Origin of the sequence: Lactobacillus sp. MRS-253-APC-2B (assembly GCF_012843675.1) — a bacterium.
GTDB classification, from domain to species: Bacteria; Bacillota; Bacilli; order Lactobacillales; family Lactobacillaceae; genus Limosilactobacillus; species Limosilactobacillus pulli.
The window spans coordinates 99,100-123,635 of record NZ_JABAFO010000001.1 but is presented as its reverse complement, the minus strand read 5'-3'; the positions used below and the strand labels follow the sequence as shown (position 1 = coordinate 123,635).

The following is a 24,536-nucleotide window of genomic DNA, read 5'->3' as shown; positions in this document are numbered from 1 at the left end:
GCGAAGATTCAAAAAAATATTATAATAACATCAGAAAGCGGTTGCGAATATTTTTAAAAATGAGGTAGCAATATGACAAAAGTAGATCTGAATTTTGTTGAAGGCTTGACACTTGAAGAACGGGCCGATCTGGTTTCAGGAACGGACTTTTGGTTTACGGCCAAGGTAACGGGAATGGATCCCATGCTGATGACGGATGGACCATCTGGCCTGCGTAAACAAGTCAATGTACACAGTGCCATGGACCAAAGTATTGAGGCGGTTTGTTTTCCATGCTCAGCGTTGACGGCCAGCTCGTTTGATGATGCCATGCTGGAAAAATTGGGCGAGAATCTGGGAACAGCGGCACGGGCTGAAAAGATCGGTGTATTGCTCGGTCCTGGGGTCAACATCAAACGCAGCCCGTTAGCTGGTCGTAATTTTGAGTATTTCTCCGAAGATCCACTGTTGGCTGGTCGGATGGGCACGGCTTATGTCAAAGGGGTTCAGAGTACTGGGGTTGGCGTTAGTGTTAAGCACTTTGCCACTAATAACCGTGAAGATCAACGTTTCACCAATTCTTCCGATGTTGACGAACGGACGCTGCGCGAAATCTATCTGGCACAGTTTGAACGCATCGTTAAATTAGCGCACCCAGCCACGCTGATGTGCTCTTACAATAAGCTCAATGGCGTTCAGGTATCGCAAAATCAGCGCCTGTTAACGCATATTTTGCGTGATGAATGGGGCTATCAAGGACTGGTTATGTCAGACTGGGGTGCCGTAGTTGATCATGTTGCAGCAATCAAGGCCGGTCTGGATCTGGAAATGCCAGGTAAGGGGGATGCTTCTAAAGAAGAGATCGTCCAAGCCGTTAAGGAAGGCCGTTTGCAAGAATCGACGTTAAACCGTTCGGCACTGCGCGTCTTAAAAATGGCAGAGCGTTACGGTTACCCAACCGTTGCAGCTCCAGAATATGATATGGAAGCCCAGCATGAGTTTGCCCGCCAGCTGGCTGATGACAGTATTGTCTTGTTGAAAAACGAAAAACAAGAGCTGCCATTGAGTGATTCCGCCAAACTGGCAGTAATTGGCGAGCTGGCCCAAAAGCCGCGTTTTGAAGGTGGTGGCAGCTCACATGTCAACGCCCATCGCGTAGTAACGCCTAAAGAGGTCATGCCTGAAAATGCGGTTTACGCGCAAGGCTACCGTTTGGATAGTGATCAACCGGATGAACAATTGACTGCTGAGGCAATGGCGCTAGCTAAAAACAGTGATCAAGTGGTCTTCTTTGCTGGTTTCCCTGAAGCTATGGAATCAGAAGGCTTTGACAAACATTCCATTAGTCTGCCGGCTAACCAGAATAAACTGCTCGAACAGCTGCTGACGGTCAATCCGCACGTGGTTGTAGTCCTTCAAAACGGTTCAGCGGTTGAGATGCCTTGGGAACCAAAGACGCCAGCTATTGTTGAAACTTATCTGGCTGGAGAGGCAGTCGGTGAAGCTACCTGGGATATTTTGTCTGGCCAAGTCAATCCTTCAGGCAAGCTTTCCGAAACGTTCCCTAAGCGATTGGCTGACAATCCAACCTATCCGACCTTTGGCAAGGATCGCAGACATGAAGTCTATCGTGAAGGAATTTTGATGGGTTACCGCTACTACGATGCCAAGCAGCTGGCTGTACGCTTCCCATTTGGCCACGGCTTGAGCTACACGACGTTTGCCTATCAAAATCTGACGATCAGGGAAAACAGCGACGACGTTGAAGTCAGTTTTGACCTGGCAAACACTGGCAAGCAAGCTGGTAAGGAAGTCGCACAGATCTACGTAGCCAACCATGCCAGTCAGACGGTCATGCCGGTTGATGAATTGCGTGATTTTGTCAAGGTTGAGCTAAATTCTGGTGAAACCAAGCATGTGGCACTTAAGCTTTTACGACGGGCCTTTGCTTGGTACAACGCGGAAACCGCAATGTGGGAAGCTGATAATGGAAAATACGAGATTTTAGTCGGCAGCTCATCGCGTGACATTCGGCTGCGTCAAGAATTTGAGCTGACCATTGGTACTAATCCGCTGGGTAAGATTACCGGCGAAACCTACGTTGGCGAACTGATGGAAAACGCTGATGAACGAATCAAGCAGATCATTGCTGAAATGGGTCTGACGGCTACTTTTGATAAGTTCATGTTGCCTGAATTGGCACCGGTTTTTGCCAATATTCCTTTGCGTTCATTAACGATGGCGGATGTTGATGCTGAAACGGTTCATGAGCTGCTGCAAAAATTAAATGAACCAGATTAGTTAATTAAATATCAATAAAAAGGATCGCGAATCTCGCGATCCTTTTTATTTGGCTTGTTCTTGGGAATGCTTCTTAGCCGTCTGGCGGTACTGCATTGGCGTTTGGCCACACCACCGCTTGAATTGTCGAGAAAAATGGGAGGCTTCCTGGTAACCCAGCGCCGTACTGATTTCACCGATTGAAAGCTTAGGCATCATCAGCAGTTGCTAGGCTTTTTATTCTAAATTAAGAGCTGCCAGTGATTTTAGCAACTTCATTTTGAAAAGAAGATAACCGAGTTAAATAAGTACTCCTAAAAGATTAGATTTGGGGTATAACAAATAGAGTCTAATTTATGTTATTTTTTTAAAGTGGATTGTCATAATGTTTATTTGATCGGGTGTTATGGCAAAGGCTGTTGATTGTATTGGGTTGCGCAACTATACAGTTGATTTTTTAAATCAAAGTTGGAATCGTTTGTAATAGTTTATGGGTTAATGAAACAGTGGCCTTCTAGTAACTCAAAGTTCTAGAAGACAGATTTTCTTTTTTATATTTAGTCCGCAATATGAAAAAAAGATTACAGGATTTTATTGCTAAACATAATAAGAAATTATTAGAATTATCATAAAATCAGAGTTAATTAAAGTTATATAGAAGGTTGGTTCAATGGCAGAGATTAAATATGAAATTATCAGAAAAACAATTCAAAAAGAGATCGAGTCCGGCAAGTATCAAGTCGGTGACAAGCTGCCCACGGAATCAAACCTGATGGAAACGTTTGGTGTAAGCCGCTATACAGTCAGAAGGGCAATCAGCGAGCTGCAAAACGCGCATTACGTTTACCGGATCCAAGGTGGCGGCATGTATGTTGATGATTGGCAGGACAGTCATCAGCCACCTAAGGCCAACAATAAAATGATTGGCCTGGTGACGACGCATCTGGTTGACTATATCTTTCCTAATATCATTAGCGGGATTGACCGAATCGTTTCCGCGCATGGGTATTCTTTGATCGTCAGCAATACGCACAACCAAAGAGAAAATGAGCGGCGGAGTCTGGAGAGGCTGCTCGACACTCAGATTGCCGGGCTGATCGTAGAACCGACGCAAAGTGCGCTGGCAAATACCAATATGGATCTTTATCAAAAAATCGCCCAGAGTCATTTGCCAATGGTCTTTATCAACGCGCACTATCCGCAGCTGCAGGCGCCTTATTTGGAAATCAAGGATAAAAAAGCTGAATACGAGATGACTCGGTATTTGATCAAACAAGGACATAAACGGATCCTGGGCATCTTTCAGGTTGATGATCTGCAAGGAACGCGGCGGATGGAGGGGTTTATCAATGCCTATATGGAATATCCTAACATCTCGTACTTGAGTGAGACGGTTATGTATCAATCAGGCCAGGATATGAATCGGATTTTCCAACGCGTAACGCAGATTATGGAACGTCCCGATCATCCGACGGCAATTGTCTGCTACAATGATGCCTTGGCCATTCAAGTTATGGACGTGGTACGTTCGGCCGGACTGAAGATTCCAGAAGACGTCAGTATCGTTGGCTTTGATGACTACGTTTTGGGGCGCTACTTCTCACCACGCTTGACGACAATTGAGCACCCTAAAGAAAAAATGGGACTGGATGCCGGGCGGATGATTATGAGCATGATCGATGGCGAAGTGGTCAAGCCGATTGAATATGATGCCAAGTTGATTTTTAATGATTCAGTGCGGAAATTAAAATAATAATGGCGAGTTGCCTAAAAGCTGTCTGCAAGTGTTTGCTGGCAGCTTTTTGTGGGTTACAAAGGTTACAAGATTTTTGCCAATGACTTTGAAGCCTTCACGATTTGGAGCATTTATCAAGTCTGGTTTCTCAAATGATGTGTACGGGATGACTACTGTTTCGGGAAAAAAGGTTAATGGAACACGTCCAAGATCAATCGGCTACTTAAGATTTTGTCCAACAAAGAGCCACTTATCAGTCTATTTATTGCCTTTTAAAGCTATTTTTTATGCTTATTCGTGCAACCGTATGTTTCACCGACATAATGCTTATCAATCCTTTTCAATATTAGTGACAAGTTTCAGATCAACGTTGAAACCGGCTCCACAATCGGCTATCATTTTATTATGAAATCATATGTTAGATAGATTTAAGGAAAGAAGTGTTTTTTAATGACGCAAATTTCATTTGACGCCAGTGCACTGAAGAAGTTCGTGCACGAAAACGAACTGGGTGAAATGCAGGCCATGGTCAATGCCGCTGACAGCGAATTACGCAATGGTACGGGGGCTGGTGCTGACTTCCGTGACTGGCTGCATCTGCCAACGGAATATGATCATGAGGAATTTGACCGCATCAAGCAGGCTGCCAAGCAGATTCAATCCGATTCTGAAGTGCTGGTTGTCATTGGGATTGGTGGCTCTTATCTGGGTACGCGGATGGCCATTGACTTTTTGCACAACTCGTTCTACTACTCACAAGAACCAGCAGATCGCAAGTTCCCATTGGTTCTGTTTGCCGGTAACTCACTGAGTTCATCTTATTTGCATGATCTGGTTAAGCTGATCGGCGACCGCGACTTTTCGGTTAACGTGGTCTCCAAGTCTGGTACGACCACGGAGCCAGCCATTGCCTTCCGGATTTTCCGTGAGCTGCTGGTTAAAAAGTATGGTGAAGCCGGTGCCAACAAGCGCATCTATGCTACGACCGATGCTAAGCGCGGTGCTTTGAAAACTGAAGCTGACGATGCCGGTTGGGAAACCTTTGTAATTCCAGATGGCGTTGGTGGCCGCTACTCAGTTTTGAGTGCTGTTGGCTTGCTGCCGATTGCCGTTTCTGGTGCCGACATCGACCAGCTGATGGCTGGGGCCGCGGATGCTGAAAAGTCATACACCAACCCAGACCTGACGCAAAACGAAGCCTACCAATACGCAGCCTACCGTAACATTTTGTATCGCAAGGGCTACACGACCGAACTGCTGGAAAACTACGAGCCAAACATGACGATGTTTGCCGAATGGTGGAAGCAATTGGCTGGTGAATCTGAAGGTAAGGACCAAAAAGGTATTTACCCATCCAGTGCCAACTTCACGACTGATCTGCACTCGCTTGGTCAATACATTCAAGAAGGGCTGCGCAACCTGATGGAAACGGTTGTTAAGCTGGATACGCCAAACCATGACGTTACGATTCCAGCAGCTGAAAACGATCTGGATGGTTTGGCCTACCTGCAAGGCAAGAACATGGACTGGGTCAACACCAAGGCCTACCAAGCCGTGGTTGCTGCGCACAATGCCGGTGGCGTACCAGTTATGACGGTACACATTCCACGTGAGGATGAATACACGCTGGGCAGTCTGATCTACTTCTTTGAGGTTGCTATGGGGATCTCCGGTTACTTGAACGGTATTAACCCATTCAACCAGCCTGGTGTTGAAGCATACAAGACGAACATGTTTGGTCTGCTGGGCAAGCCAGGATTTGAAGAAGTCGGTGACAAACTGCGTGCTCAAATGAAGGAAAACGAAAAATAGTTTTTTGCGTCATTCGCTGTGACTGGCGGATGACGTTTTTTATTTGTGGTATCTAGTCTTAGAAACTAAATACTAAATAGTCAAAACTATATCATTAAAGGAAGATTTCAATGCTGGGAGAATTTTTAGGGACGCTGACGCTGATTGTTTTAGGATGTGGCGTTGGCGCCGGGTTAAACCTGAACAAAACTATGGCGCATGGTCAAAGCGATTGGTTCTACGTAACGTTTGCTTGGGGGATTGCCGTAACAATGGGAGTCTATGTCGCAGCCTCTTTTGGTGCACAGGGACATTTGAATCCAGCCGTTACCATTGCATTTGCCGTAGCCGGAACATTTCCTTGGTCACAGGTAGTGCCTTATTTGATTGGTCAATTCTTAGGCGCTTTTGTGGGTGCCGTTTTGGTTATGGTTCAATTCTGGTCGCACTTTAAGGTGACTAAGGATCCAAAGCACAACAACGTCGGGATCTTTTCGACCGTGCCGGGGATTCGCAGCAATTTGTTCAACTTTTTGAGTGAATTGATTGCCACGTTTGTCTTTATGCTGGTGCTGTATAACCTGGGAAATTTTACGACCGGATTAAAGCCAGTCGTTGTTGGCCTGGTGATTTTCGTGATTGGTGCTGGCCTGGGGACGACGACTGGGTTTGCGCTTAACCCTGCTCGTGACTGGGGACCACGGTTGGCTTACACGATCATCCCCGTCCCCAATAAAACGAGTGCCATGTGGGATTATGCTTGGGTACCGATGTTTGGACCACTGGCTGGAGCACTGCTGGCGACTATGCTGCAGATGGCGGTGAAGTAAACGTGAAAAAAGAAAAGCTGCATGCTGAACTAAAGCGTCTGCAGACCAAACTGGCAGTCTGGTGTGTTTTGACGATCTGTTTTTACATCATTGCAGCCTTCAACGTTTTGCCATTCGTGCATTGGCTGGCTTGGTTAAGTGCCGGCTATTGCGTTTTTTTGCTGGGCACGTGGCTGTGGCTGTTTAATGTTTATCATCATACCAAATAAAAAACACGCTCGGCTGATTTAATCGGCGGGCGTGTTTTGCATACTTCTTGTAACTGGCATTATTTCTTGTCATAATTAATTAAACATTTAAATAGATAGGGGATCTTCATGGAGATTTTAGCACTGATTTTGACGATGCTGGTTGGGATCGAACACCTGGGTATCATGGGTTTGGAGATGTTTGCCAGCCCAGCACGTCAAGCCAAGGCATTTGGGCTTTCAGAAGAATACGTTGGTCAAAAAGAAGCGCGGGTGGCATTTGCCAATCAAGGCATCTATAATGGCATGCTGGGGCTTTCTTTGATTGTCAGCTACTGGCTGTTTAATGGAGCTATCTTGATCAAGGTATGGCTATTGCTGTTGAGCTTTGTTATCGTCGTAGCCTTTTACGGTGGACTGACGGTTGGTAAAAAGGTTTGGGCCATGCAGATGCTGCCAGCGATTCTGGCTGCGATCTGCTGTCTATTGGTATAGAAAAAGAAGTTGAAAAAAACTGATTTTTCCAACCAAGTAAAACAACTTTAATAATAGAAATGGCTGAAGATCAGCGTTTTAAGTAACGCAATCCTCAGCCATTTTTCGGTTTTGAGGCTTTATTCCCAGTCTCTTATTGATTGGTGGTGTTTTGAGTCGATACCTTGATGTTGGAAGCAGATGAGCTGCTGGAGTTGACTTGGCTGCTATACAATTCGTTGACGTTATCAATGTCGCGTTGTTGGATGGTATAAAGCGAACCAGCTGGCTGCATGACCGAAACGTCATTGGTATGCTGCAGTCCTATGGCATGGCCTAATTCATGCTCTGCCGTATTGATGATGCGTTCCATGGAGTAGCCATACGATGAGTTAAGCAGGTAGGCAGTGTTTAAATAAACCGTACCATGCACAAAATAGCCGGTTAATGAATCAACACTCATTTGAGTAAGTCCCGCCGCATCATTATCCTTATCCATGGTCGTCATAACGATATCGGCATTTTTCTTGTTGCTGGTCTGCTTGAACTTAAAGCAGCCGGTGGCGTTCCAGTTGGCAATTGCATCCAAAGCCGCCTGCTGCAGCGTTTGATTTTCATAGTTAACATAAACGGTAGCCATGGCTTTTTTCCAGCGACCACTGACTGAGTCATCATCACCAGTTGTCTGTTGCTGTGCCTTGGTTTTGGCGGTCGTAGTTGTCTTTTGGCCGGTAACGCGACTCTTGAGCTGCTGGAAGTCAGCTTGGGCAACGTAGGCAATTCGATTGGCGGTTAAGCGGACGTTCTCATTATTTTGGTAGGCCCAGCCAAAGCCAATAAATGCCAGTGCATAAAGCATGATGGTGCCAAAAAAGCGTCGCATGATTTTCCTCCTTTACGACGGTGTAGAGTTATTTTACCCTGTCAAAAGAGCAACGTCTAATCTAATGATGCCTAAAGGAAAGATTGCAACCAAAGCTTAAAAAGCATCGGTTTGAACGAATTGTCCAACTCGGTGCTTTTTAACATTATTTAATATGGATATTGGCAGCCAAATTCATAAACCATCTCAGGTTCCTTGCTGATGCGGTGATTGGTGTTTAAGCCATCGATCTGCTGCATTTCAGCTGGCGATAATTCAAAATCAAAGATATCGGCATTGGCTTTGATGCGGTCTTGGTGAACGGATTTTGGAATGATGGCAATGCCATTTTGCAGATGCCAGCGCAAAATGATTTGAGCTGGCGTTTTGCCATGTGCTTCAGCCAATTTGAGCAAGACGGGATCATCAAGACGCTTGCCACGGCCAAGTGGACTCCAGGCTTGAGTGATGATGTTGTGTTCGGCATTGAATCTCAACATTGGCTTTTCGGTCAGCCATGGATGAACCTCTAATTGATCCAGAACCGGCATTTCCCGCGCCTTGGTTGCCAGGTATTCCAAGTGAACCATGCCATAGTTTGAAACCCCGATTGAACGTACCAAACCTTCTGCTTTTAAGTCTTCAAAGGCACGCCAGGTTTCAAAGAAGTGCTGGTGTACCGGCCAGTGAATCAAAAGCAGGTCTACATAGTCCAAACCCAGCTTTTTCAATGAGTCAGCTACGGATTTTTTTGCCTGGTCATAGCCTTGGTTGGCCTCGGAAACCTTAGTCGTAATAAAGTAGCTTTCACGAGGTGCGGCTAATTGACGCAGCCCTTCACCGACAAATTCTTCGTTTTCATACATCTGTGCTGTGTCGAACAGGCGATAGCCGGCTTCATATGCCCATTTAATGGCATTAACGGCTTCTTGTTCGTCAGTGATCTTATAGAGCCCAAACCCTTCTTGAGGCATTTTGTAGCCGTCTGCCAGGGTTAAAAATTGGTTGCTGATTTGATTGACCATTTTTAGGATCCTTTCTGCTGTAATTAATTAAGTGACTACCTAAATTATACGATAAGTTGCCAGTCAAATTATGGATAAATATGATCTTGATTGTCATCTAAGGATAAAAACGAATAATATTGAGGAGGATATTGAACTTTTAGTACTTAAGTCATACAATAGCTGACGTTGGGGTAGGAAAATATGAGTTATTGTCCGGTGGAGCGGAATGTGGAAACCGGAAGGAAGCTGCGGCTGCTTGTATTTTCCGCATTCACCACCGGAGACCATGGTCAATGTTGTTCCCTGACAAAAACTATTCAGGGGGATGTTGATTATGAAATTACTATCACTGCACGGTCCCAGACTTGATACTAAGAAAATGGTGCTGGCAGCAATGCTGATTGCGCTACAGATTATTTTGGAGAAACTGTCGATTGGTGATCCGGCAGTCTTAAAGATTGGTTTAGGCTTTATTGCCACGGCACTGATTGGTTTTTTACTGGGACCTTGGATCGGCGCGCTGTCAATGATTATCAATGATCTGATCAGTAATACGCTATTGAGCTCTGGGGCTATGTTTTTCCCCGGCTTTACTCTTTCAGCCGCAATTTCGGGAATAATTGCTGGGATCTTCTTATATCAGCAGCAGATTAGTTGGCAGCGAATCTTGATTTATGAGTTTTGCCAGATTCTGATTACCAATGTCTTCTTTACGACGCTTTGGCTCTATTTGATGGGAATGGGGCAAGGCAGTAGTGCAACGACTTTTATGGCGCTATTGATGGTACGGCTGCCAAAAGAGGTTATTTCTTGGCCAATCGAGACATTGATCGTTTTAACGCTTTTAAAGGCAGTTGAACGAGTAGGTCTCAAGACGACTTTTGATTAAAATAACAATAGGAGCATGATTTTGATGATGGTCAGAATCATGCTTTTTGATTATTTGTGATGTGGTGCAATGTAATTATTAGAGATAATGCTGCTCAAGCGAGAAATTTTACAAGCAAAATTTGCGATTGTTATAAAAGTTTCTGTGATGATTGTCGCTAAGTTTAAATTTGTAGTAATCTAAAAAATAGAGTTGTTGTTTTTTGCTTAGCGGGGAAAGGCAATCTACATGAAAAGCTTAGTAAAAATCACAAAATTATTTTTAGGTGTTGTCGCTGTTGGTATGACTACCACATCGTTTGCATCCTCACATTATAAATACCGGATTACGCGAACCGCATTTGATAAGGTTTCAGTTGGCTCTAACAACGGTAATGGGGGAACAAGTCTCAAACAGCTTGAAAAAGACTTTGGGTCACCCAAGCTTAAGTCCAGTCGTACCGTTGACAACGTTCGGGCCACGATGCTTGTCTACAGCGGGGTTGACAATGATAAAAACGCTGCAGCAATTGTTGAGTTGATCAACAACAAGGTCATCTATAAGGAACTGACTGGGTATCAATATACTAGAAAAACGGTTGCTTCATTAAATGACTTCAACAACAAGCTGACTGTAAACAAGACCACGTATCAAGAAGCGCTCAAAGAATTCGGTAAGCCGGATGAATACAGTGTCTCAACTCAAAATGGGACCAAAGTTATCTCAGCCGTATGGAGCAGCAATCTTAAGCACTCAGCAAAAGCAAAGGCTACAATGACCTTACAATTTGACAATGATGTTTTGGTCAACAAATCACAAGTATCAATGGAATAGTCGAACCTCAGCTTATTTGGCAGTGTCAAAATAATGGCGCTGCTTTTTTGGTAAGAAAAAACCTGACGCAATGCCATTTAAGACATGCGTCAGGTTTAACGTAGATATTGAATCACCCACACGGGGATCGAACCCGTAACTCCGCCTTGAGAGGGCGACGTCTTAACCAATTTGACCAGTGGGCAATAATGATAACGAACGACTATTAGTTTACGTTATCATTGTTGGTTTTGTCAACCATTTACTAAAAATTATTCATAGGAAAGCTCAATTAAATAAACCGACTCGTGGGGGACGTGTGAAGTCGTGATCCAAACGTCATGATAGCCTGGAATGTCACCGCGTGTCTGCTGGTAAAAATAGTCAAGCAGCTCACCGTTTTTGGCAACAAATTCAGGTGCCAGACGATTAACCATCAGTTTACCGTCTGGAAAGTAAAAATCAGAATCGGCAATCTTTAATGAATCTGGAATCGTCATTGAGATCGCATTGGAATAAATTGGCATGCGAGATTTGATTAATTCCGGATGATGATTGATCTTGGATAAAACATAGTACAACGTATCAGAATTACTAGCCATCTTATCGCTTCCTCATCTTTTCTCTCTTAAATATATAGCCATAAAAATCTTTCACTCATTGCTTTCCATTTTAGCAGAAAGCGTCAAATAAGGTTAAATAAATTAATTTTGAAAAAACCATTGACGAAGATGGATGGATTAGGTATACTAATAATCGTTGTTAAAAGCAATCAACTCTTTATTGGGTATTAGCCAAATGGTAAGGCAGTGGACTCTGAATCCATAATTTACAGGTTCGATCCCTGTATACCCAATCCTAACAACATTGTGCATCTGTCAGCGTCCTTAATCGTTGATATGATGCACTTTTTTTATTTCACAAGCAAAAACACTCAAATACAGGGAAATTCTGGTAACTTTTCTGGTAATGAAAAATTTCACAATGGGGCAGGTAATAGCGGATAAGTTGTTGATATAACAGCGCTTAAGCGGTCTTTTGATTAGACCGCTTTTCCTTATTTTGGGTTAATATTTTGAGCTTTGGCTAATTCTGACTAATCAATAAATCAAAAGACGGTCCGATCGCTGGGCCGTCTTTTTGTCTGTTTATTCCTGTTTGTCTTTAGTCAACAGCTCGCCATGACTGATCAGCTTGATTGGCAGTGCAAATTGATGCATTTTTTCTGGTTTGATAAATGCAGTCTGTTTGGTAGCGCCTAACACTGTCCCGTTGATGCCATGACAGCGGCCACCAAACAGCATTTGTAGATGAACGGGCTGATGCTGTTCAATGGCCAGCTTTAAGAGGGATTGAATGGCCAGCTGACTTTGTCGATTTTGGGGAATCTCAAGCGGCAGCGTGGCAAATTCGTTTTCAACCTGATTTAATTCAACGGTTCGAAAGCCATGCCACTTGCCCATCCCATAGTCGACATACTCGTTTTTAAAAAAGGCGCCGGCAATTCTAGCGGCTTCTTGATCGTCATATTTAGGTAAACGAACGGGGGCATGCATAATCAGGGCGGGCTCGACAGGCTTAAAAGCGGCAGTTTGATTAAAATGCGGTGCCTGATAAGGATGAGCAATAATCCGTCGCTGACTGCCTGGCCAGCGCAGATTGTCAAAACCACGAAAGTCAACGGTAATTTGTAGGCCTTCTTGTTTTTTTAACTGATGCAGCAGATTTTCCAACTGCCCCAGATCATTATTGGGCATGGAATAAAGCGGATAAGAGTGTGTACGAAAACGTGGCCGATAGATTTCAAAAAAGAAATTAAACTGGCCATCATATTGATCATTAACGACCAATATATGATAGATAGTTTTAGGCAGCCGCTTGAACAGGGGCCAGACCTGATCGGCAATTTGGTGTGCGGCCTTGCTTAATGAATCGTCCATAGATCTTTCCTTATTTGACTAAAAGAGTGCGATCTGCTGTGTATTGGCATCACTGAGGCGGCTGCATGCTACTGAAATATTACGAACGGCAGCACCTGCCCATGCTTGACGAAAAATTCCCAGCAGATGGTTGATCAAAACTTTCCGATCGGCGGTTGGCTCAATAGTAATTTCGTGGCTATAGCTGGTACGGCCATTGCTATCGGTAACGCCACTGGCATAACCGAGCCCTAAGCGCAGCCGGCCGGTCTTCTGATGGTGGCGGCTGAGGCGATCGATGACATCGTTGGCTACTTTAATAATGCCCTGCTCGATGTCTTTTGGCTGACTAAGATCCTTAGGCATAACTTGAGAACTGCTCCAGCTGGGGTTTTTAGGCGTTAAATGTACGGAAAGATCGGTTCGGTCAATGCCCCAGGCCAAGGCATAAAGATGAGTACCCGAAACGCCAAATTCGTGCTTGAGCCAGTGCGGATCAGTATGGGCTAGGTCACCAATTGAATTGATGCCCAAAAGATTCAATTTAGCAGCCGTTTTTTTACCGATGCTCCAGATATTGGTTAGATCATGGCGTGGCCAGATACGAGCGGCAAAATCATGATACGAGAGACGGCCTTGAAAATCAGCCGCATGCTTGGCAAACAAATCTAATGCCAGTTTGGCCTGCAGTGGGTTTTCACCAATCCCAACGGTCGTACGCAGTCCCAGCTCTTTAAAAACGGCTTTTTGGATTTGGGCAGCTGTCTGTTCAGGCGTTTGGCCAAAAAACTGCCAGGTATCGCTAAGGTCAAGAATACTTTCATCAATTGAATAAGGCCACCAGTGATCAGCATCGGCATAGCGGCGAAAAATCTGATTGATTTGCCGATTTTTCTGGCGATAAAGACTCAAACGCGGCGGTACGGTCAGCAACCTGGCATCGCTGGGGACCTTGTAGCCACGATCGACGTTGCGAATGCCAAAATGCTTTTTGGCAAGCGGTGAGGTGGCAACGACCAGGCCGCTGCCGTTATTTTCATGCTCGGCCATGACCAGTAAAACGGAGTCCAGTGGGTCGATGCCACGCTGTACGCTTTCGATGCTGGCAAAAAAAGATTTGTTGTCGATCATTAAATAAACGCCGTGCGGTTCATGGCGGTAGTCAAACATCTGCAGATCGTGTCCTTCCGTATGATTTTTAACCATTATACGAACGTGTGTTTTAAAATGCAAATCAAAGAGCGCTGCCAAGCAATTATCATTGACGAGCTATCATCACACATCTTGATTAAAGTCTGAACGATTGGAATGATCGAACCGAATCTTAAAAATTATTACATTATTGTTGCAAATGAGTTACAATGGTAATGAAAATTAAATTAGAAAAGGGGCGGTTGACATGATGAAGCAGTCGAAGCATTGGCTAACTGGATTGTTGATGACGGCAATGATGCTGAGTCTAACGGGCTGTGCATCACTCAGCGCTCCAACCAGTACGCAGGAAAGCACAAGCCACTCGGTAGCGGTCTCAAGCAAGACTAAGGTGGCTAAAAAGCATAGTACCTCAGTTAAGGATCAGTCTACCAGCGCCAGCAGTGAGGCAGCCCAGAGTTCTAGTACGACAGCTGAGTCGGCATCAGCTGATCAATCGACGGGGGCTTTGGCATCATCGGCTCAAGCAGCCAGTGCCCAAAGCCAAACAGCTGCCAGCAACGTGATATCTGCCAGTGAAACAACAAGCAGCCCAGCCAGCAATAAGGCGTCCGCTGCAACATCTTCAACGGTCAACGATCAGGTTGTTGATGGGCTTAACCAGGCCGCCAATCTGCAGCCGGAAAATGGTGATCAGTATATGACTTCTCAGACCAGTGATGGCAACTGGCAAGTCGATATTCGAACCAGCAGTGGTGAAGGTCAGGATCCCAACGTCTCACATCTTAAGGGAATCTACAAGTACAACCCAACAACCGGTCAATATCAGCAAATGGACCCAATGACCGGGGAGTTTAATTAAATATTGTCATTGCCAATGGTCATGAACGCTGGACGGTTGGCAATGGTTTTTTGCTCAGTGAAGGCATCCGTTTTATGCGGGTGCCTTTTCTATCTCTAAAAAGGCCTCAAATCAGCTAAAAACTGCTTGACGATTCCAAGAATAAGAGTAGACTATAAAATCGTTAGGTACATAACTGTTATGTACCTAACGATTTTTATAGGAGGGAATGAAATGGCAATTAGCGATGAAATGCTGTTCGGACACATGTTTTTAGTGGGCATGGACATTCGAATGGCTTCCAAGCCCAAACAGCGCGGTTTTCATGGCCAAGGACGCGTCTTGTTTTTATTGTCAAAGCATGAGAATATCTCGCAGCGTGAACTGGCCAATCTAGCACAGATCAAACCGGGATCGATGACCGAGATTTTGGCTCGGATGGAAAGAGACGACTTGATCAAGCGCAAGCGAGACGAAAATGATAAACGTGTTATTCATGTGCAGTTGACTAAAACCGGTGTTGAGCTGGCAAAAGAAAATCACCAACGCCATGAACGATTTTGTAATATGCTGTTCGGCACGCTGAACCCAGAAGAAAAAGAAGAGTTTAATCGACTGCTTTTAAAGATCGATCAAAACATCAAAACACAATTAACAAAAGAAGGTGAAAATTGTCATGATTAAGATTGCCAAACGCAACCTGCAATGGTGGGCCGTAGTCTTAGCATTTTTATTTATGGTCGGCCAGGTTGTCTGTGATTTGACGATTCCCACATTGACTTCAGAAATCATCAATCGTGGGGTGGTCAAACAGGATCTGTCGTTTATTACTCATGAAGGCTGGATTATGATGGGCGTTGCCTTGATTGGTTTGTTGATGGCCCTTGGCAATATTTATTTTGCGGCTACGCAGGCAATGAAGGTCGGCAAGAATCTGCGGGCCCAGATTTATCAGCGCGTCTTTCGTTTTTCGGAGCGTGAGATGTCAGAGCTGGGGACCTCATCTTTAATTACGCGTTCAACCAATGACGTGGTTCAGATTCAAAACGTGATCGTCCAGATGCTTCGAATGATGATTCAATCCCCAATCATGCTGGTAGCGGCTTGTTTTTTGGCCTACCAGCGTGAGCCAAGGCTGACCAAGATCTTTTTGATCAGTCTGCCGATTCTGGCGGTGGTTATCGTGATTATCATGTCGATGGCTACGCCGTTATTTAAGAGTATTCAAAAAAAGACTGACCGGATTAATTTGATTTTTAGAGAAGGTTTGACCGGTGTACGAGTAATTCGGGCCTTTAACCAAGATGATTACGAACAAGAACGCTTTAAACATGCCAATCGTGACTACACGGATACCGGGATCAAGGCCTTTACGCTGGTTTCACTGATGTTTCCGGTTATGACTTTGATTTTGAGCTTGACCAACGTCAGCATTATCTGGATGGGTAGTCATCTGATTGCCAATATGACGATGGAAGTCGGTGATTTAATCGCATTTTTAAGCTATGCCGTAATGATTTTGATCAGCTTCATGATGCTTTCGATGATTTTTGTCTTTGTTCCGCGGGCACAAGCTTCAGCAGTCCGGGTCAATGAGGTCTTGGAAAAGCCAATCAGCATCCATGATGCACCAAAAGATCAGTTGCTGCCATTGGATCAGACTAAGCCAGCCGCATTGAGCTTTGATCATGTTGACTTTCGCTATCATGGTGCCGAAAGACTGGCATTGGCCGACCTCAATTTTAAGATTAAGGCAGGACAGACGTTGGCCATTATTGGTGGGACCGGCTCTGGTAAGTCGACTTTGGTCAATTTGATTCCGCGGCTCTTGGAGATTGAAAAAGGCGAGATCAAAGTCAATGATCAGCCAATTGAGCGGCTCAGCCAGCACGATTTACACAGTCTGATCTCGATCACGCAGCAAAAAGCCGTCTTGTTTACAGGAACGGTTCGCAGCAATCTGCAGTTTGGCAATGATCAGGCAGACGACGAACAGATGTGGCATGCTTTAGAGGTTGCGCGGGCGGCTGATTTCGTTAGAGAAGCCGGTGGTTTGGATGCCATCGTGGAGCAAAACGGGAGCAACTTCTCGGGTGGTCAGCGGCAGCGACTGGCGATCGCTCGAACGATCATCAAAAAAGCCTCAATTTATATTTTTGATGACTCATTTTCGGCTTTGGACTTTAAGACCGATGCTCAGCTGCGAATGGCATTAAAAGACGATCCCCAGATCAAGCAGGCCGTAACGGTAATCGTGGCTCAGCGAATCTCGACGGTTGCCGATGCCGACTTGATTTTGGTATTGGATGAAGGACGCGTCGTTGGTCAAGGCACACATGCTGAATTAAAGGCCAACAACCCAACCTATCAACAGATTTTGCACTCACAGATTCAGGAAGGGGATGGAGCTCATGCGTAGAGGACCACATGGCGGACCACGCGGCAAGGCTGCCAAGGCTCAGGATTTCTGGGGAACGACCGGTCGTCTGGTTTCTTATCTGCGACCTTGGGCATGGGGGATGATTGCTTCTATCATCTTAGCCATCATCTCAGTTGTTTTGTCGATTATCTCACCAAAGATTTTAGGTCAGGCAACTACGACGATCTATGAAGGAATGATGAAGGGCTATGCCCAAATGAAGGCCGGCTACCATCTGAGTGCTTTGCCAATTGACTTTGACAAGATTAAGCATATTGCCGTAATCGTTGTCTTGCTTTATTTGTTTTCAGGACTTTTCAGTCTGGCTCAACAGGTCATCATGACCAACATCTCGCAAAAAGTCGTCTACAATCTGCGCCGCGACGTTAAAGCCAAGATGAAAGTTGTCCCGGTTAAGTTTTACGATACCCACAGCAATGGTGATCTGATGAGTCGGATGGTCAATGATATGGATAATATCGCTACCACCCTGCAGCAGAGTCTGATTCAAATGATTACCAGTGTGATCACGTTTGTCGGGGTGCTGGCATTGATGCTGACCATCAGCTGGAAACTAACGATCGTGGCGTTGGTCATTGTACCTTTAAGTCTGGGTGTTGTCGGGCTGGTGGCACCGCGAGCTCAGCGATTGTTCAGCACGCAGCAAGAAGAACTTGGTAAGATCAATGCCCAGGTTGAAGAAACGTTTGCTGGGCAGACCATCGTGCGCACGTTTAATCATGAGGCTGACGAAGAGGCCAAGTTTGCCCAGAAAAACGAGAAGTACTATCATTCTGCTTGGCTGGCTCAGTTCTTTTCAATTTTGATCTTCCCATTGATGAACTGCATTAAAAACGTTGGCTATCTGTTGGTTGCTGTCATCGGGGCCTTGCAGGTCATTCACGGTCAGATTACGCTGGGGAACGTACAGGCATTTTTGCAGTACACCAATCAGTTCTCCCAGCCCTTGACTCAGATTGCCAACTTAAGCAGCACGATTCAGCAGACGATTGCTTCCGCTGAACGAATCTTTGAGGTATTGGACGCACCAGAAATGGATGAGCACCTGTTGGAGGATCAACCGCTGCCTGGAACTGAACATCCTAAGATTGAATTTAAAAACGTGCAGTTCAGCTATAACGATGAGCCGCTGATCCAAGATTTTAATCTTAAGGCACCTGCCAATCACATGGTGGCCATTGTTGGTCCAACCGGGGCCGGTAAGTCAACGATCATCAACCTTTTGGAGCGTTTTTATGACGTCAAGGGCGGCCACATCTATCTTGATGGTCACGATACGCGCACGATGACCCGCAGTCAATTGCGAACGCACATCGCCATGGTGCTACAGGATACCTGGCTGTTTAAAGGGACGATCTTTGATAACATCAAATATGGCCGTGAAAACGCAACTGAAGAAGAAGTTTATCAAGCAGCCAAACTGGCATATGCCGACAGTTTTATTCGTGAGCTGCCAGATGGCTATCAGACGGTTTTGGATGAATCAGCCTCCAATATTTCACAAGGTCAGCGCCAGCTTTTGACGATTGCACGGGCATTTTTGGCCAACCCAGAGATTTTGATCTTGGATGAGGCCACTAGCTCGGTTGATACACGGACCGAATCATTGATTCAAAATGCGATGAACGATATCCAGCAAAATCGAACCAGCTTTGTCGTAGCTCACCGATTGTCAACGATTCGTAATGCTGAGCAGATTATCGTTATGAATCATGGTCAGATTATTGAAACTGGCAATCACAAGACTTTGATGGCCAAGAACGGCTTTTATGCTGATCTGTACAACAGTCAGTTTTTAGGTAATCAGATCTAGCGCTTAGTGCTTGACTTTTACTTAAAAGATGTTAAATTAATAATCGATTAAAAAATAACACAAAAAATTAGAACATTGATGAGAAGAGTAGATCAGGATGGGTCGTCAAAGAGAGTCCGGTTAGGTGAAAGCGGATCGATCAGTAATGATTGAAGATGAGCTCGGAGTTCGTTCAGGGGTCAAAAGGCTACCTGAGCCGGTAAGCGACCGATATCTCGCCCAGTATATTCGTACTGAATGAGGCTGTCATTGTGAAGTGGCAGTGAAATTGGGTGGTACCACGAAACGCCTTCGTCCCATGATTTCCCAAGTGTTTTGGGGATCGGGATGAAGACGTTTTTTATTTACCAATGATTTAGGAGGCATCATCATGACAGTCAATGCACGCAATGGCTTATTAAAATTATCATCACGTTGGCACAATGAAGCAGTAGTCAATCCAAAAGAAATTCTGATCTTGAATCTGATGCCGACTAAAGAAGCAACCGAATGGCAGTTTCTCCAGCGCTTGCGTGAAACGGGCATCGATTGCACGGTGACGTTTTTATATCCGGCCACGCATCGTTTTCGGCATGCCGATGGTCAAAAAATCAAGCAGCATTATGTCTGTTTGGATCAGATTCGCAAGCGCTGTTTTGATGGTTTGATTATTACGGGAGCTCCGGTGGAATGTTTGCCATTTGAGGCGGTCGACTACTGGGATGAGTTTAAACAGATCGTCAAATGGGCACACAGTCATGTTAAATCGATCATCTATGAGTGCTGGGCGGCTCAGGCGGGACTTTGGAACGATTTTGGTCTGCCAAAGCAAAAAATCGACCATAAGATTTTTGGCGTCTATCAAGGAATTGCGTGCAATCGTCAGTCGCCGCTTTTAAAGGATTTGGCAACGATCGAGATTCCCCAGTCACGTCATACTGAGGTTCAAGTACCTAAAAAGCTGCCAAACGGTCTGCAGGTGCTGGTTGCCAACCAGACCATCGACCCTTTGATCTATCAAGCTGATCATGGTCGCTCGATTTATATTACTGGGCATCCTGAATACAGTGCCGATACCTTGGACAATGAATATCGGCGCGACCAGCAAAAGGGCTTGACGATTCAGCCACCCAAAAATTACTACATCGATCAAAAATGCCACGATATCGATTACTCCTGGCGCCAACCCGGTATTTTGCTTTATCGCAACTGGCTGAACGGCTTGGCTGGCTGATGATTCATTATTAATTGGCAGCTGATGTGTTAGAATAAAAGCCGAATCAAAGCAAAGGGGCTAAAAATATGCGCGCATATCAAAACACGATTCGATCCTTGAATACCATGGTTGAAAGTGGCATTGTGCCAGGCATCAGCTGGGCAATTTTTGAAGGACAGGAAACCTTAAAAAACGTGACTGGATTGGCTCAGCTGCAGCCTCAAAAAGAAGCTTTAAAAGATGGCATGCTCTATGACGTGGCCTCATTGACCAAAGTCGTTGGTACGATTCCCTTGATCATGCAGTTAAAGGATGAAGGACAGCTCGACTGGGATGATCCAGTTGTCAACTGGCTGCCAGAGCTCAATGACGATCGGGCTACGATTCGCAATTTGATTACGCATACGTCCAGCATCGAAGGCTACATTCCACGTCGTGATGAATTACCGGCTGATGAATTGACCAAAGAAATGCTTGATACGCTGCGGGTAGGTCCCAACTTAAACAAACAGATCCGCTATGCTGATGTGGGGCTGATCTATGTGGGCTGGATTGCTGAAAAGATTTTAGGCGAGCCGGTTCAAACTGCCATCACTGAACGAATCTTAAAGCCGTTGCAGCTAAAAAGTGCCACATTTGCTCCAGATCCAAAAAACTGCGTACCAACTGAAATCAAAAAAGATCGCGGACTGATTCGTGGGCAGACGCACGATCCCAAGGCCTATGTCTTAGGAAAACACTGTGGCAGTGCCGGCTTGTTTGCCACGCTGGACGATCTTTTGCAGTTTAGCCATGCACTGTTAGAAACCAATCTCAATGGTCTGGTCAAACCAGAAACGATCGCCAGCCTCTTTTACGATCAAACGCCAATGAATGGTGAACATCTACGCAGCTTTGGCTGGAAACTGTTTCATTCTAAAACCGACGATCGGCATTTTGTCATCTCGCATACCGGCTACACGGGGACATGGATGGTTCTGGACAAGCAGACTGATCAAGGGATGATTGTCTTGACCAATCGTGTGCATCCAAGTGCTGACAATCAAGCCTTTTTAGATGACCGAGATCGTCTGTTTGCTACGTATCTAAATGAAAAAGATCTTTAATCATAAAAGCGCCACCCAGCCAAAAGTGCTGTGTGACGCTTTTTTTATTGGTTTTGCATGGTGCTTTTCAGATTATCCATTCGCTTGATGACCAGTGTCTCAAATAAGACTAAAAGACAGCCAAACGGGAGAACCCAACTGTCGGGGGCGATCAACAATAGAATGATCAAAAGCCAAGAGCCCCAGTTCCATTTGCTTTCAATGCGCATGGTGCTGGCAAGCCGCTGCTGCAGCTGAGGACTGCCAGCCAGGTTTTGGTTGCCGCGCAGCCAGGCGTACAAACGAAACTCCCAAAAGCTTTCAATGATAAAGATAATTGTGATCAAAGTTGCATAAAGATCGGCATTCATTGATTTCATCAGTCCTTTGACTAGAAGGTCGGCTTGATTTTTAGAGCCTCTGCTTGGCTGAGATCAGCTTCGGGATACTTGTGATGCAGAGCCGCCAGCAGAATCTTTTTAGCAATTTCGCCATTACGCGTCAAAATTGGTCCATGGAAATAAGAGCAGTAGACGTTTTTATAGATTGCGCCCTCACTGCCGTCTTCACCATTGTTGCCATGACCGGAAACGACCTTGCCAAGGGGACGCTCGCCTTTGCCCAGATAGGTCTTGCCATTGTGATTTTCAAAACCATGGTATTCTTGACCGGTTTCTTCATTTTTAATGGTAATGTCGCCGATAAAACGATTATGGTCCTGGCTTAAAGTATAGTGATCCAAAACACCCAGACCAGGAATCTTTTCGCCATTGGCCCCAACATAATAGTGCCCCAGCAGCTGATAGCCACCGCAGATTGCCAGCATTGGTTTGCCATCATTGATAAACTTGGCGATCCCAGCCTGTTTATTGGGTAGGTCTTTTGAAACTACCAGCTGTTCGTAGTCCTGTCCACCACCAAATAAGGCAATGTCAAACTCGTCAGGATTAAACTCATCGTCAATACTGATTACCTTAACGGCGATATCAGCATCCATTTGCTTGGCATAGTAGCGCAGGGCGATAATATTGCCAACGTCGCTGTAGGTATTGAGCAGGTCGCCATAAAGATGGGCCAGATTCAAATGGTACTTGGTCATTAGTCCATCCCTCCTTTAATGTATCCTTTTTCGGCCAACAGTTTGCGCAGCTGTAAGACGGCCGTATAGCTGGCTAAGATATAGACGTGCTCGGTTGGCAGATCCTTGATTTTAGTCAGTACGCTGGCAAGTTCTGGTTCTTTCCAGATATTGTCGACTCCGGCCATCGTCAAGCGCGTGGTGATGTCTTTGTAGCGTTCGCCGCCGGTCATGTATTGCTTGATGTCATGTTGAGTCAGCTTTTCAAAGTCGCCGTCCCAAATCCAGCTGGTGTCGATCCCATCTGCATAGTTGGCATTTAATAAGAAGACAAAGCTGAATGGCTCGGGGTCAGTTTCAATCATGTCGAGTACTTGATTGAGTCCAACCGGGTTTTTAACCAAAATCAAGGTTGTCTTTTTACCATCGATATTAATCTCTTCTTGGCGGCCAAAGACGCGCTCATCAGATTCAAAGGCGTGTTTGATCTGAACCTGACTGACGCCTAAAAAGCGGCCTAAAGCATAGGCTGCTAAGGCATTGTAGATATTATAAAGGCCTCCGATGCCGATGCGATATTCCTGACCATCGAGCTCAAACGTCGAGCTGGTTGGCGTCAGCTTGCCCAGCTTGGTAACGGCATAGTCCAGCTTGGGTCGCTTAAAGCCGCAGTGTGGACAGAAGTAGTCACCCAACCCAGCATAGGTGATCAAGTGGTAGTGCAGAATATGCTGACACTTAGGACACAGCAGACCATCAGTATTGGCGGGAGCTCTTAGATCATCATGATGCTCATGATTAAAGCCATAGTAGATTACCGGATTGGGCAGGTCCTGCGTATTGAAGAGCTGTTCGTCGCCATTGGCAATGATCGTGGCCTTTGGTGCCATGCGCACGCCTTTGAGAATCTTTTCGTAGGTCGTATAGATTTCGCCATAACGATCCATTTGATCACGAAAAATATTGGTAAAGACAAATGCAATTGGCGTGATGTAAGAAGTAACGATAGCAACGTTGGCCTCATCGACTTCCAAGACAGCCAGGCCTTTTTGCTTTGGCTTGGGCGCGGTAATAAAAGTCGTGACAATTCCCTGCTTCATGTTCGATCCGGTAGGGTTGGTCAAGACATCATGGTATTTTTCGCGCAGAACGCGGACGCTCAGGGCAGTCGTCAAGGTCTTGCCATTGGTTCCAGTAACGATAACCAGATCATATTTTTTGGCAAATGACTGCAGAATATCAGGATCCAATTTTAAAGTAATCTTGCCAGGCAAAGAGCTGCCGCCGTGCATGAAGGTATGTAAAAACCAGTAGCTGGAGCGGCCAGCCAATTCAGCAAATGAGCTTTTCAGTGACATAAAAAATCCTTTCGCAAAATAATTTTTAACTTATTATAGTACCGGTCAATTTTAAACTTAGAAGGAAAAAAAAGAAAGCCATCCAGCCCAAATCAGCTAAAAGCCCCACAGCGATCATAATCTGTGATAAAATTTTATACTTGTGTCGACTGAATTGCAGCCAACGGTCAGACAGTTTAAAATAGATCTGATTTTCGGTATAATTTAGTTACTATTGCAAAGAAAAGGTGAAAGAGCGTGGCACAGTTATTCTTCAAGTATGGTGCGATGAATTCGGGCAAGTCGATCGACGTCTTAAAGGTAGCTCACAACTATGAGGAGCAGGGGAAGCCGGTTGTTTTACTGACCAGCGGCGTGGATACTCGTTCGGGGCGCGGAACCATCGCCAGTCGAATCGGTCTGGAACGGAAGGTTTATCCGATTATGAAAGATACTGACGTCTACGAATATGTCAAAAATATTGATCATCGTATCTACTGCGTCTTGATTGACGAGGCTCAGTTTCTGTCCAAAGAACATGTCTTACAGCTGACCCGGATCGTTGATGAGCTGAATATTCCCGTCATGACGTTTGGCTTGAAGAATGATTTTCGCAATGAGCTGTTTGAGGGCTCCAAGTATCTTTTGATCTATGCGGACAAGATTGAAGAGATGAAGACCATCTGCTGGTTCTGCCCTCATAAGGCAACCATGAACCTGCGCATGCTTGACGGTCATCCCGTTTATGAGGGAGAGCAGGTTCAGATCGGCGGCAACGAGTCTTATTACCCGGTTTGTCGCAAGCACTACTTTCACCCGCTGCTGAACAAGAAACAGGAGAAATAATCA

At 45.2% G+C, this 24,536-nt stretch carries 24 protein-coding genes, 2 tRNA genes, 1 riboswitch and 1 other annotated feature; of the genes, 16 read left to right on the top strand and 10 right to left on the bottom strand.

From position 1 onward, the window contains the following. The first annotated feature begins 72 nt into the window (after window positions 1–72). Entirely contained in the window at window positions 73–2,280 is a 2,208-nt protein-coding gene (locus HF864_RS00630; protein ID WP_169461210.1) for a glycoside hydrolase family 3 C-terminal domain-containing protein, read from the top strand. Between the two features lie 45 nt (window positions 2,281–2,325). Here HF864_RS00630 and HF864_RS00625 read toward each other — a convergent pair whose 3' ends face one another. Further along, window positions 2,326–2,475, bottom strand: coding sequence for an AraC family transcriptional regulator (locus HF864_RS00625; protein ID WP_240936840.1), 150 nt, complete (start codon window positions 2,473–2,475; stop codon window positions 2,326–2,328). A gap of 454 nt (window positions 2,476–2,929) precedes the next feature. Between HF864_RS00625 and HF864_RS00620 the strand changes: the two genes are divergently transcribed. The 5 genes from HF864_RS00620 to HF864_RS00600 all read left to right on the top strand — a co-directional run bounded on the left by HF864_RS00620 (window position 2,930) and on the right by HF864_RS00600 (window position 7,298). After that, complete coding sequence (locus HF864_RS00620) at window positions 2,930–4,012, top strand: GntR family transcriptional regulator (RefSeq protein WP_169461209.1); 1,083 nt, start codon at window positions 2,930–2,932, stop codon at window positions 4,010–4,012. A gap of 432 nt (window positions 4,013–4,444) precedes the next feature. Then, window positions 4,445–5,806, top strand: coding sequence for a glucose-6-phosphate isomerase (locus HF864_RS00615; RefSeq protein WP_169461208.1), 1,362 nt, complete (start codon window positions 4,445–4,447; stop codon window positions 5,804–5,806). Between the two features lie 110 nt (window positions 5,807–5,916). After that, on the top strand, window positions 5,917–6,615 hold the full coding sequence (locus HF864_RS00610) for an MIP/aquaporin family protein (RefSeq protein ID WP_169461207.1): 699 nt from the start codon (window positions 5,917–5,919) through the stop codon (window positions 6,613–6,615). Between the two features lie 2 nt (window positions 6,616–6,617). Further along, entirely contained in the window at window positions 6,618–6,824 is a 207-nt protein-coding gene (locus HF864_RS00605; RefSeq protein ID WP_169461206.1) for a hypothetical protein, read from the top strand. Between the two features lie 108 nt (window positions 6,825–6,932). Further along, complete coding sequence (locus HF864_RS00600) at window positions 6,933–7,298, top strand: DUF1304 domain-containing protein (protein ID WP_205882233.1); 366 nt, start codon at window positions 6,933–6,935, stop codon at window positions 7,296–7,298. A gap of 133 nt (window positions 7,299–7,431) precedes the next feature. Here the strand turns inward: HF864_RS00600 and HF864_RS00595 are convergent, their stop codons facing one another. Both HF864_RS00595 and HF864_RS00590 read right to left on the bottom strand, forming a co-directional pair. Continuing rightward, window positions 7,432–8,160 carry a M57 family metalloprotease gene (locus HF864_RS00595; protein WP_240936839.1) on the bottom strand — a complete coding sequence of 243 codons (729 nt, stop codon included), beginning with the start codon at window positions 8,158–8,160 and terminating at the stop codon, window positions 7,432–7,434. A 149-nt stretch (window positions 8,161–8,309) separates the two neighbouring features. Continuing rightward, window positions 8,310–9,164 carry an aldo/keto reductase gene (locus tag HF864_RS00590; RefSeq protein WP_169461205.1) on the bottom strand — a complete coding sequence of 285 codons (855 nt, stop codon included), beginning with the start codon at window positions 9,162–9,164 and terminating at the stop codon, window positions 8,310–8,312. Between the two features lie 167 nt (window positions 9,165–9,331). Next, a riboswitch (THF riboswitch) is annotated at window positions 9,332–9,425 on the top strand. Window positions 9,426–9,480: 55 nt separating this feature from the next. Between HF864_RS00590 and HF864_RS00585 the strand changes: the two genes are divergently transcribed. Further along, window positions 9,481–10,035 carry a folate family ECF transporter S component gene (locus HF864_RS00585; protein WP_205882232.1) on the top strand — a complete coding sequence of 185 codons (555 nt, stop codon included), beginning with the start codon at window positions 9,481–9,483 and terminating at the stop codon, window positions 10,033–10,035. Between the two features lie 228 nt (window positions 10,036–10,263). Further along, window positions 10,264–10,848, top strand: coding sequence for a DUF3862 domain-containing protein (locus HF864_RS00580; protein WP_169461204.1), 585 nt, complete (start codon window positions 10,264–10,266; stop codon window positions 10,846–10,848). A 112-nt stretch (window positions 10,849–10,960) separates the two neighbouring features. On the opposite strand, the gene HF864_RS00575 is transcribed toward HF864_RS00580, so the two are convergent. Both HF864_RS00575 and HF864_RS00570 read right to left on the bottom strand, forming a co-directional pair. Further along, a tRNA-Glu gene (locus HF864_RS00575) sits at window positions 10,961–11,033 on the bottom strand. A gap of 66 nt (window positions 11,034–11,099) precedes the next feature. Further along, the gene (locus HF864_RS00570; RefSeq protein WP_169461203.1) at window positions 11,100–11,429 is read right to left on the bottom strand and encodes a hypothetical protein; all 330 of its coding nucleotides are present in this window, start codon (window positions 11,427–11,429) and stop codon (window positions 11,100–11,102) included. Between the two features lie 182 nt (window positions 11,430–11,611). On the opposite strand from HF864_RS00570, the gene HF864_RS00565 reads away from it, so the two are divergent. Next, window positions 11,612–11,683 (top strand) — tRNA-Gln (locus HF864_RS00565). 292 nt (window positions 11,684–11,975) lie between these two features. Here the strand turns inward: HF864_RS00565 and HF864_RS00560 are convergent. Continuing rightward, entirely contained in the window at window positions 11,976–12,767 is a 792-nt protein-coding gene (locus HF864_RS00560) for a hypothetical protein (protein ID WP_169461202.1), read from the bottom strand. 18 nt (window positions 12,768–12,785) lie between these two features. Continuing rightward, window positions 12,786–13,952, bottom strand: a complete 1,167-nt coding sequence (locus HF864_RS00555) for an excinuclease ABC subunit A (protein WP_240936838.1) — start codon at window positions 13,950–13,952, stop codon at window positions 12,786–12,788. A 193-nt stretch (window positions 13,953–14,145) separates the two neighbouring features. On the opposite strand from HF864_RS00555, the gene HF864_RS00550 reads away from it, so the two are divergent. The 6 genes from HF864_RS00550 to HF864_RS00525 all read left to right on the top strand — a co-directional run bounded on the left by HF864_RS00550 (window position 14,146) and on the right by HF864_RS00525 (window position 21,293). Further along, entirely contained in the window at window positions 14,146–14,760 is a 615-nt protein-coding gene (locus HF864_RS00550; protein WP_169461201.1) for a hypothetical protein, read from the top strand. 213 nt (window positions 14,761–14,973) lie between these two features. Beyond that, a complete protein-coding gene (locus HF864_RS00545; protein ID WP_169461200.1) occupies window positions 14,974–15,423 on the top strand; it encodes a MarR family transcriptional regulator in 450 nt (149 codons plus the stop codon). After that, window positions 15,416–17,158 carry an ABC transporter ATP-binding protein gene (locus HF864_RS00540; protein ID WP_169461199.1) on the top strand — a complete coding sequence of 581 codons (1,743 nt, stop codon included), beginning with the start codon at window positions 15,416–15,418 and terminating at the stop codon, window positions 17,156–17,158. Before HF864_RS00545 ends, HF864_RS00540 begins: the two co-directional genes overlap by 8 nt. Next, complete coding sequence (locus HF864_RS00535; protein ID WP_169461198.1) at window positions 17,142–18,992, top strand: ABC transporter ATP-binding protein; 1,851 nt, start codon at window positions 17,142–17,144, stop codon at window positions 18,990–18,992. Before HF864_RS00540 ends, HF864_RS00535 begins: the two co-directional genes overlap by 17 nt. Window positions 18,993–19,058: 66 nt before the next feature. Further along, window positions 19,059–19,294 (top strand) — a binding site (T-box leader). 68 nt (window positions 19,295–19,362) lie between these two features. Further along, complete coding sequence (locus HF864_RS00530) at window positions 19,363–20,205, top strand: homoserine O-succinyltransferase (protein ID WP_169461197.1); 843 nt, start codon at window positions 19,363–19,365, stop codon at window positions 20,203–20,205. A 68-nt stretch (window positions 20,206–20,273) separates the two neighbouring features. Beyond that, window positions 20,274–21,293, top strand: coding sequence for a serine hydrolase domain-containing protein (locus tag HF864_RS00525; RefSeq protein WP_169461196.1), 1,020 nt, complete (start codon window positions 20,274–20,276; stop codon window positions 21,291–21,293). 44 nt (window positions 21,294–21,337) lie between these two features. Here HF864_RS00525 and HF864_RS00520 read toward each other — a convergent pair whose 3' ends face one another. Genes HF864_RS00520 through HF864_RS00510 form a run of 3 tightly spaced genes read right to left on the bottom strand, consistent with a single transcriptional unit; the run spans window position 21,338 to window position 23,708 of the window. Beyond that, a complete protein-coding gene (locus HF864_RS00520) occupies window positions 21,338–21,643 on the bottom strand; it encodes a hypothetical protein (RefSeq protein ID WP_169461195.1) in 306 nt (101 codons plus the stop codon). Between the two features lie 20 nt (window positions 21,644–21,663). Then, window positions 21,664–22,371: a glutamine amidotransferase gene (locus HF864_RS00515; protein WP_169461194.1), complete on the bottom strand. Its 708-nt coding sequence runs from the start codon at window positions 22,369–22,371 to the stop codon at window positions 21,664–21,666. Continuing rightward, window positions 22,371–23,708: a Mur ligase family protein gene (locus HF864_RS00510; protein WP_169461193.1), complete on the bottom strand. Its 1,338-nt coding sequence runs from the start codon at window positions 23,706–23,708 to the stop codon at window positions 22,371–22,373. Before HF864_RS00510 ends, HF864_RS00515 begins: the two co-directional genes overlap by 1 nt. A gap of 237 nt (window positions 23,709–23,945) precedes the next feature. Between HF864_RS00510 and HF864_RS00505 the strand changes: the two genes are divergently transcribed. Next, window positions 23,946–24,533, top strand: coding sequence for a thymidine kinase (locus HF864_RS00505; protein WP_169461192.1), 588 nt, complete (start codon window positions 23,946–23,948; stop codon window positions 24,531–24,533). The last annotated feature ends 3 nt before the right edge of the window (window positions 24,534–24,536 follow it).